This is a genomic window from Oligoflexus sp. (assembly GCF_035638955.1).
Lineage (GTDB): Bacteria > Bdellovibrionota_B > Oligoflexia > Oligoflexales > Oligoflexaceae > Oligoflexus.
The window spans coordinates 1-9,418 of the sequence record NZ_DASQYZ010000149.1 but is presented as its reverse complement, the minus strand read 5'-3'; the positions used below and the strand labels follow the sequence as shown (position 1 = coordinate 9,418).

The following is a 9,418-nucleotide window of genomic DNA, read 5'->3' as shown; positions in this document are numbered from 1 at the left end:
CGAGGAATGGGTCGAATACTATCACACCGATTGGAGCGTAATTTGGTTGGGTCTTGTCTGCCTGGTCGGAAGCTTTCTTGGGCTGATCATAAACGGGGTGACTGTCAAAGGCATACAAAGAATTCGCCAGTTGGGCCGGACGGGAATTGAATCAGAATTCAGCCAAGCCCTGGGAATCTTTAGTTTTTCGCTATTGCTTTTCCTTTACTACACGCTTGGCTTCATTTCAAACTGGTTTCACAATTTCACATACGTTTTGGTGGGCGGCTGCACGTCGCTGTTCCTGATTCCTGTCTCTGCCCGTTTGCGTCTCCTCATCGGTTTTAGTATTCTTCCGCTGATTATTGCCGTTGAAGTTTCGCTTTTGTCAGGCGGTACACTATTTGGTGTATTTGCTATAACGATCTTCACCAACATGCTCATGGTGAACATGTTTATCGTTATGGCGTTGCTGCTATTCAATTTTGCTCTTTTGGGTATTCGCTATTTGCATTCGAATCGCAGGATAGTGGTGAATACCAGGACGCCGATGATCCGCCGGTTATTGGCTTGGATTTCCGACCTAGGGAAGCATACTTCAGCTACGTTTGTTATGTTTTCAGCAGCGAATATGGTCATAACAGTTTATGCCGTCACCAAGAAGCCCGAAGGATTTGTCGTCACGTCTGCCCCTTTTGCCCTTTATGTTTTTATCTCGTCAATTCGATCTTTGCTACGTTCAAAAATCAACAAAATGAAGCTGGTCGAAAAGACCATTGAAATTGAAGTGAAAAACGCCACCTTGAACGAGCTGAACTCGAGCTTGGAGCTGAAAGTCCAGCAGCGAACACTGGATCTCGAAACGGCGAAAGATAAAATTGAATATGTTCTGAACAGCATACCTCAGGCGGTATTCATAATTCAAAACGAGGCGATCATTCAGCCTGATTTTTCTGCAAACACATCCGCCGTCCTTGCCCAAAGAAATATTGCCGGCAGTTCGTTCAAGGATGTTTTCCTTGATCGGTTGGATTTACCAAAGGACGAAATTGATCAAATCTGGCAATCGATTTTACTCTCTTTGGGCGGTGATATCATAGGATATGATACCAACAGTGAAAAATTTGACAAATTGCGCCGTGTGCGATACTCGACCTCAGCCCAGAGTTGTGACAACTTCGACAAGCATTTGGAGGTGACTCTGGGTCCACTGGTGGAGAATCACATGATAACTTCGTTTCTCGTGACGATCACCGATGCGACCGATATTGCTATCATTACTAAAGAGGCTATAGCAAAAAGTCGTGAACTCGATATTACGCTCGAGCTCATTGAAGCTGGCCCCCACAAATGTGAACAGTTCTTCGCAACGACGATTGCTCTGCTTAATGAATCGTCTGATATTATTCAACGCTCGGAAAGTCTTTTGAAATCCGACATTCAGAAGGTCTTTATCAACATGCATACAATCAAAGGTGCTTCACGCACTCTTGATTTTAAGCATTTGACTCCTTCCATACATGAGGCGGAGAATCAATACCAAAGCATACTTCGCAACGGCTCAGAAATTAATTGCAGCCAATTGAGACTTGATCTGGATGCTGTGAGGGCTTCATTTAATCAGTATCGGGAGATCAACTGCAAAAAGCTCGGGCGATCTGATGATTTCACGAAAGTTTCACTGTCCCGCGAATTCCTTGAAAACCATATCACAATACTAGAGGGCTTGGTTGAAGAACCTATCCTGACCTCTGACGTGATTGCGATTATCAGCTCGAACAAGACAGCCTTGCTTCAGGCTACTTTGGATTATCTGGACACAATAGTAGAGGATTACAAGAATCGCGCGAGGAAAATCGCCCGTGACCTGGGGCGGTCAGAGCCGGTTTTTCACATAGATCTTGACCAAATCGCACTCCGTTCCGCTCAAAGGATCGCGCTGGATAACGCGATGGTTCATATTATCAGAAACATACTGGATCATGGCATCGAACCAGCTGATGTTCGAAAATCAAAGGGAAAGCCGGAGTCCGGCATTATCAGTATCGTAGGAAGAAAGAACGACAGTGATTTAGTGCTAATCATTCAGGACGATGGGCAGGGTTTAAATATTGAAAGAATAAAAAATCGAGGTTTGGAAATCGGTAAATTCCGCGGCAATGAGTCCGCTGTTGACATTGCTGACTCCATATTCGAGGTTGGCATTTCTTCGGCAGAGAGAGTTACGGCCATGTCGGGCCGGGGAGTCGGGATGAGGGCTGTACGGGATTTTCTGCGTGGAGCTGGTGGCGACGTTCGATTGGTCTTGGGTGATATGACACCCGGCTGTCCGGGCATCTATAGCTTTAAACTGATCATCACGTTACCGATTGCTAAAAAGCAAGCAATAGAGCTTGCATCTTGAACGGAAAACCAATCCCTTGGCCGATCAATTCCAGGCGAGTCCTGACGTCTAGTACGCAGGCTGCTGCGTAACGCGGCCGCGGGCTGCCTTCGCAATCTGCTCCGACGCCCGCTTGATCTGCCGGGAATCGGAACGCACCCCATGCAGGGAAAAGCGTCCTTTGCTGTCGACGAGATACTTGCGAAGCGTGGATTCCACCTGGTCCCATGATCAGGGCCCCGGAAAGAATGATTATAAAGTAATCTGACCGTTAAAATTATTGGGAAATTTCAGAGTTACCACTTTCGTGAAAGCCTTGATAATCAAGGGGCTGCTGAATTTCCAGGCATTCTTTCCGGGGCCCTGAGGTATTGCATGCCGGGGATTTGAAATGAGCACACCCCTGAGGCAGTGATTCCCGCCTGGAATGGCGGAGTCGTAATCAGAAGGAAGTGATTGAGTGCCCGATTCCAGCGAAGCTGAATGGGCGGCGTAGCATCCATCAGAAAAAGTGGTGGCTTTTTATAAGGGTAGGCAAGTCGCTAGTAAACTTTCATATTGCAGAACGCAGTCCTTGAATGCCAAACTTGCCTCATTTTCCACCTGACCTGTCGAGCCAACCGTCCGTCAACGCTACCCGGACGGGCGCCTATCGGCGAGTATGCGATCATGGACTAAAGCAAAACTTATATAGCTCATTCAACTTTGGTGAGCTTCGAAAGAACAATGCCGGCCTGTTCCGCCACGTCCAGACGATTGCCATTCAAGACAGCACGCAGATAGCCCTGCGTATCAAGCACATAAAAATGTTCCGAATGGACAAAGTTGCGTTCGGCGGTCTCGATCCTTTGAAAGTACTGGCTGACAAGGGTCTCACGCACCAGTTGATTGACCGTTTCTTTGGAACCGGTCAGGAGCTTCCAGCGAGCGTCCAGCTTCATCGTTTCAGCATACCTACGCAGGCGCTCTGGTGTGTCGATTTCCGGATCGACTGAAATCGCAACAAACCGGACATCGTCCTGAGGTAATCGATGAGCCACCTTTTTTAGGTTCTGCAGAAGAAACGGGCAGTACCCGGAGCAGCTGCTGAAAAAGAACGCTATGAAAGTGGTTTGACCGGCGAGGTCTTTGCCTGAAACAACGTTATCGTGTTGATCACGAAAACTCAGGGGCGGCATTTTTACAAAGTTGGCTTTCGCTTTTACCGTTTGCTCCCAACTGGGACTCAGGGTGCGTTGTGTGAAAAAGGGCAGACCCTGCCCGATAGGATCCACTCGATCGACCCCCCGCTGGCGCTCTCGAGCGATGCGTTCAGCAAAAGACTCCACCCCGAGTGCACAAGGGGACGAGGCGATCCAGCAAGCTACGAAAGAAAGAACTATCGCTGCAAAAATTTTTTGACCTTGCAAAACATGTCCCCCTGCACTCCCGTGCGTTCCCCATCTTGAAACACATAATTTTGATAGACAGTGCCGTCGGGTATCCAGGACTTTTGTGTGATGTCCTGTCCGTTCGCAACCCGGGTGTATTCGGCGAGAGTTCCATTCTCATGCCAAGCCCAGGTTTCACCTTCGGCCTGACCATCCTTATAGTGGGCGAGCGATCGGACAGTGCCATCTGGAAACCATTGACGCCATTCTCCGTGTGGCAAACCTTGCGCATACTCGCGTTCGATCCAAAGAGCGCCATTCGGATACCAGTGCCGCTCGGTTCCAACCTTTCTGCCCCCGACGTAAAACATGAGCTTCGCCAAATGCCAGGGTTGCCAAAGTTCATAGCCAATCCCCGTGAAAGGCTCGCCTTTGAAACGCGTGACATGCAGAGTGGTTGGCAGCAGCGACTCTGCGATAATATGAGATTTTGCTACAAAGCCGAGGCCGGCCGTGCAGCCGACCAGCAGCGAGATTTTGATCAACAACCGGTACATGTGCCCTTCGTTCCTTTATAATAGCCGGTTGATATAAAGTAGGCTGAGTCCGTCCCGTTGGTTTGCATATTCACATGATAGTGATAAACCGCAGTCGATGGACTATCCACTGTAGTACCGGTGTGACCACCCGCGCTATCCAATGTAGGAGTTGTGCCATCAGCATCCTTGCGGCCGTAGATGGGGAAACCGTCGCGCATCACACCGATAAAAGCCGAGTCCGTGTAGGATATCGAGGCAGGCTCAATATGGTAATGATAGCTGCTGGCCGAATTCGGGTGACCTTCACATTGGTCAAAACTGGATACTTCGCTGTAGATATCGTCACCGGGTGCAGCCGCGTTGTTGAATATGGAAACACCGTTGGCAGCAACACCGATAAGGCCGAGGCCTGTCGCACTCGCAGAAGCAGCCGTTGTTGGCGCGAAAGGGACCATCGCAGCAATCGACTGGGAGGCGATGGAAAGAGGGTTCTTGCGTCGACCAGCGGCATTAGCCGAGGCCGACAGCGCTGTATAACATACGTTCGTGGAACCGAAGTAAGGCGTGAGATAATCAGGACGGCTATCGGTTGAAATTTCGACTGTGCTACCGCTCTTCGTTAACGTAACCCGGCATGAAAACTTCAACCAGTAACCACTTAAACCCTGCGATGTGCGGGTCGCCTGGCAGGTGCTTGTGTCGCGGGTCAGCAGGCTGCATCCGTAAGCATTAGTCGTTGACGTTGCGGTTGTGTTTTCGGTCAGCGCGCAGGATGTGCTGGTGCTTCCATCCGTGGCTGTCGTGGTTGCGGTGTCACCAGTGGTCGATGTCGTGGTCGTGGTTCCATTCGAGGCCACGGTCGTGGTCGTCGTCGTTCCGTCGGGCTTTTTGACTTTGGTTATTTTGGTGCCATCGGGCTTGGTCACGGAGGTGGTTGTCGTCCCGTCCGACGCCGTGGTTGTGGTCGTCGCTGTTCCATCTTCATCCGTGGTCGTCGTTGTCTCTTCCTCAGCCGTGGATGCGGCTTCGCCTTCTTCCGTTTTTTCGACTGAGCATCCCAGTGTAAAAGGAAGCAAAGCCAGGCAAATGACAACAAAATTTTTCTTCAGCATGCGTAATCCTCCTGCCAAGGATATCGTGTAATTTCGCAATATCTTAAGGATTGGATTACCTGAGCGCATCCGCTTGGTTGGTAACATGGCAACTAAAGCCATTTAAGGACAGAAAATCACTTGCGGACGAAGAGCAGATTCCTTTCGAGCAAAAGCTTGCAAGCGGAGCAGAGTGATTGCTGGAGAGGGCGGGGTATACGCGCGGGGTCATTACCCTCGTTCAGTTCCTTGCTGGAAGAAAATCAGGAGTATAGTCGCAACTGCACTTCCCGCGCCCACCTAGGCCCGCCCGCGGATCATTTGGCATCAGTGCAAATAGTGAATTTGCTGCACCGCATCACCTTCGTGCGCAGGTTCAGTTGAGTTCATGAAGACGATTATAATGGGCTTGGCTCGTCTAACACGGTGGCCTAGAGAAACCGGCAAGGGAGCCCTGGGGGGAAGGAGTCCCGCCGTAAGTCAGGGCTCACGTTTCAAGATGTGAGAAGCGGTTCTGGTGCGCCTGGGTAAGTCCGTCGTATTCTCCGAGAGACCTTGAGAGGGCGGCTCATGCTTTTTGACAACAAAAGACATTGTTTTGAGCGCCAGATCATCAGATCCTGTTGCGCGATGAGCTTCTCGCGATCGTCAGCGTGTAACGAGCCGTCCATGAAATGTCTGGAGGTGCTCAGAATTCTGACGATTGGCGAAAGCAAAAAAGTAAGCTCCTGAGTTGCTTTGCTTCGATCAACGGTTTGTTTTTTGCAAAGGCTGGCCAGGAGACGATGTGCAAACCTTCGATTGAGGTTAAAATGCCAAAAATTAAATTCCTGCTATCTTTCCTTTTGCTCACCGTGTTGATTTTGGCGAACTGCAGCCGGAAAAGTGGAAAAGCTGCGGACGAAGGCGACAAGCCCGAAGACAAGATACTCGTGGATGGGAACGTCGACGCCGAAAATGAAGACGTGACAAACAACGTCACCGACAATTCCGCGGATAAGGCGGCTGCGGACAAGGAGGCTGCGGATAAAGCGGCCGCGGATAAAGCGGCCGCGGATAAGGCGGCCCTGGCCGCTTCCGAAAAAGGTCAGTTTCCAGAGATCGTGAGCTCCATCTTCGGCGGAAGCGGCTGTCCTTCGACCGATACGCCTGTAAAGGCAGTAATGGACAACGCTACCGGCCGCCTGTCGCTGGAATATTCAAACCTGGCGGCTGTGGCTGCGGATACCACTTTGTTCCGGGTTTTCTGCCGATATTCCCTTTCACTCAAAGTTCCAGCGAACAAGCAGCTGGTTGTCCAGCATTCGGCTGATGCCAAGGTCAATGTCGAAGCCACGCTTCCGGCCAACGGCAGCACTATAAACGGCAACTATTATTTCACCAGCGATCTTGATGGGATTGCGAATTTCACGGAAATCGCTGTCCCTGCCGGCAACGCTCAAAAATTGAGCCTGCCGTTAATAGCCAATGCCGTGAAATCGGGCTGCGGAACTTCAGAGATTCTGCATTTCGTTGCGGTCGCTCGAGTTCCACCAGGGACAGGTACTCTGGCGGTCAAGTCCATAGGGCCATTCCTCTTCAAACTCGTTGACTGCCCTTGATCTGATAGATGTCAGAGAAAATAATTGTGTGATATGTTGCCTCCCAGGACTTTCGATCTGGGAGGATTTGGACGAAATGTGTTCGTTCACGCACCTTGCCTAACTCACAATAGACAGGGCCCCGGAAAGAATGCCTGAAATTTCAACATGTCCTTGATTGCCAAGGCATTCACGGAAACAGCAATTCGGAAATTTCTCAATAATTTTAACAACCAGCCTACTTTATTATCATTCTTTCCGGGAACCTGTCTTGTTGCGTCAGTTGGCAAAAGCGTTTTTCAACTGATCCAACGATTCGAATTCCATTCCTGCTCCTCCTGGCGAGATTGCCATCGACCGCAAGTTTATCCCGGATTATGGAATCTGTCGGTCAAGCTTGCCGGAACGGTAGCCGTACAAATAAGCCATTTTCCGCCGGATCGAACGGCATGAAGCTTTTGGCCTGCTTGGGCTTGAGGCTGGGAAATAGTTTTTCCGGAAAGATGATCAGGTAACACAAGTCATGACCCCGCTCGACGCAAGGCTTGAAATGAGCCTTCGGGCCTTCCTCCACTCCCATGGATCGGGGCTGACGAGCAGGGAGTATGAAAGGACGGCCAAGGAATTTTTCGCCTTTGCCTTTCAGGATATCAGGGAGATTGGGCAGCTCACGCGCGATCACCTCATCCTCTATCAGAAGTGGCTAAGGACGCGGGACCAAGCGCACAAGACCATCCTGAAAAAGATGTCAGCCGTATCCTCCCTCTGCAGGCACCTTGCCCATGAGGGCTTTATCGAGCGCGACTTAAGCTATGACCTCAAACGCCCGCGCTCCGACAACCGTCGCGAGACGGCTGACTTCAGCGACGAAGAGGTTAGGCGGCTTTTTGCAGCGCTCGACCCCAAACGAAAATCCTTCACCTCGCACCGGGCGCTGCTCTCCATAGGCTTTTACACAGGGCTCTGCTCGGCGGAAATCAGACATCTAAAGATTAAAAATCTTTCGGATGCGAAAGGCCACCGGGTTCTCTCGCTTCGGATCAAGGGCGACAAGCCTCACGAGATTCCGCTCAACCCCTTCGCCTTCCGCTGTATCAGTGAGCATATCGAAAGGCTTTCGGAGCTGGGATTTGATGCGGGTCATCCTGAGCAGTGGTTCTTTCCATCGCTCAGCCCGATACGGAACAGCCCCATTTCATCCTCGGCCCTTGAAAAAATTCTGAAGGGGCTCGTGAAAAAATCCGGTATCAAAGCCTCCAGCGTCAGGCGCTATTCTCCACATTCCATGCGGGCAACCCTCGCGGGGCATTTATTGAATGTCGTGGAAGCGCCACTCGATCAGGTGCAGCGGACGCTCGGGCACGCCTCGCCTGCGACCACTATCAGGTACAATAAGCGCGAAGCTGTGACCACGACAAAAATCCCGTCTATCGCATCGAATACTGATCCTCGATGACAGGGGTCCTCTGCCTGCCAGTGAAGGGGACTTTGGCAAAAATGCCGTTTGCTGCAGAGGACTTTGGCTGATTGAAGGGGACTTTGGCAAACTTGCTCGTGCTAACCTGCTGACAAGGCAAGAACGCTGCTGAAGCGAACTTTGGAAACCGACAGAAAAATTGAGGAGGATACTGGTTGTTCCGGTATAGGCCCAAGTCACCAAACGCAGGCTATATAAATTATTGAGGACTTCAGAAGCCTCGAATTCGCTTTGCCTATTCCTGCCCGCTCCAGTCGGTAAAAACTCGTACCGCCATAGTTTCATAGGCACAAACCGATCTGAGTTTCTTGCAGAACACATCCCATCAAATCACATCACGATTCTTGAGCCTCTCCGTGTGGGAAAAATTTCGAGGCTGATTAAGATGGCAATCATGAAGCTTCAGTATTTCACGAAAGGAACGAGTATGTATTTGAAAGCCACAGTCATCAGTCTCAGTTTGCTCCTTGCCCAGGCCGTGCGGGCCGCGATTCCGGCTCCAATCGATGCGCCTCCGATCACGCTTCCGCCGATCTCAGACACGTCGACTCCGGAAGACATTGACGATTCATTGGCTGGGTTCAAGCCTGAGGGACGGGAATCGCATGTGTCCCACCCTGATTTTGATTCTTATATCGGTAACAAGCCGAGCGACGACTGGTATAAGGACATGTATAAGCAGCTCTATGATATGAAAGAGGCCGCCTATTATGTAAAAAAATGGGGGCAGGATAAGTCGCACAGCAAGGTCTATTCGTATGCTCACTGGTTGGAAAAATCCCTGAATCACTATATGAAGGAAACTTACGAGTATAAGAATGGACAGTACTATCCGAAGCGCTACCGCTATAACAGTTATTCGTATTATGCGACACGTGGGGATCATAATTACTATTACTACTACTACGTGCGTCCCATCTATTACCAGATCTACCGCGAAATCGCCCAATATTCGGGTAAAAACGACTCCTACTATAAGAGCACCTTCAGCCACCTGTC

The 9,418-nt window shown here is 50.3% G+C and carries 7 protein-coding genes and 1 pseudogene; 4 read left to right on the top strand and 4 right to left on the bottom strand.

What is annotated here, in order from left to right:
• The coding region (locus tag VE954_RS14370) for an ATP-binding protein (protein WP_324953880.1) at positions 1 to 2,383 on the top strand (2,383 nt) is incomplete at its 5' end.
• A 48-nt stretch (positions 2,384 to 2,431) separates the two neighbouring features.
• On the opposite strand, the gene VE954_RS14365 is transcribed toward VE954_RS14370, so the two are convergent.
• The 4 genes from VE954_RS14365 to VE954_RS14350 all read right to left on the bottom strand — a co-directional run bounded on the left by VE954_RS14365 (position 2,432) and on the right by VE954_RS14350 (position 5,383).
• Positions 2,432 to 2,581: a hypothetical protein gene (locus tag VE954_RS14365; protein WP_324953878.1), complete on the bottom strand. Its 150-nt coding sequence runs from the start codon at positions 2,579 to 2,581 to the stop codon at positions 2,432 to 2,434.
• A gap of 476 nt (positions 2,582 to 3,057) precedes the next feature.
• On the bottom strand, positions 3,058 to 3,771 hold the full coding sequence (locus tag VE954_RS14360) for an SCO family protein (RefSeq protein WP_324953876.1): 714 nt from the start codon (positions 3,769 to 3,771) through the stop codon (positions 3,058 to 3,060).
• Entirely contained in the window at positions 3,741 to 4,289 is a 549-nt protein-coding gene (locus VE954_RS14355) for a hypothetical protein (RefSeq protein ID WP_324953874.1), read from the bottom strand. The genes VE954_RS14360 and VE954_RS14355 overlap by 31 nt, the downstream gene beginning before the upstream one ends.
• Positions 4,274 to 5,383 (bottom strand): YHYH protein, encoded by a 1,110-nt coding sequence (locus VE954_RS14350; protein ID WP_324953872.1) that lies wholly within the window; start codon positions 5,381 to 5,383, stop codon positions 4,274 to 4,276. Before VE954_RS14350 ends, VE954_RS14355 begins: the two co-directional genes overlap by 16 nt.
• A gap of 791 nt (positions 5,384 to 6,174) precedes the next feature.
• Between VE954_RS14350 and VE954_RS14345 the strand changes: the two genes are divergently transcribed.
• From VE954_RS14345 to VE954_RS14335, 3 genes and pseudogenes are all read left to right on the top strand, one after another.
• The gene (locus VE954_RS14345; protein WP_324953870.1) at positions 6,175 to 6,963 is read left to right on the top strand and encodes a DUF4360 domain-containing protein; all 789 of its coding nucleotides are present in this window, start codon (positions 6,175 to 6,177) and stop codon (positions 6,961 to 6,963) included.
• Positions 6,964 to 7,465: 502 nt separating this feature from the next.
• Positions 7,466 to 8,398, top strand: a complete 933-nt coding sequence (locus tag VE954_RS14340) for a tyrosine-type recombinase/integrase (protein ID WP_324953868.1) — start codon at positions 7,466 to 7,468, stop codon at positions 8,396 to 8,398.
• Positions 8,399 to 8,846: 448 nt separating this feature from the next.
• Positions 8,847 to 9,418 (top strand): annotated as a pseudogene (locus VE954_RS14335) (hypothetical protein); the annotation flags it as partial.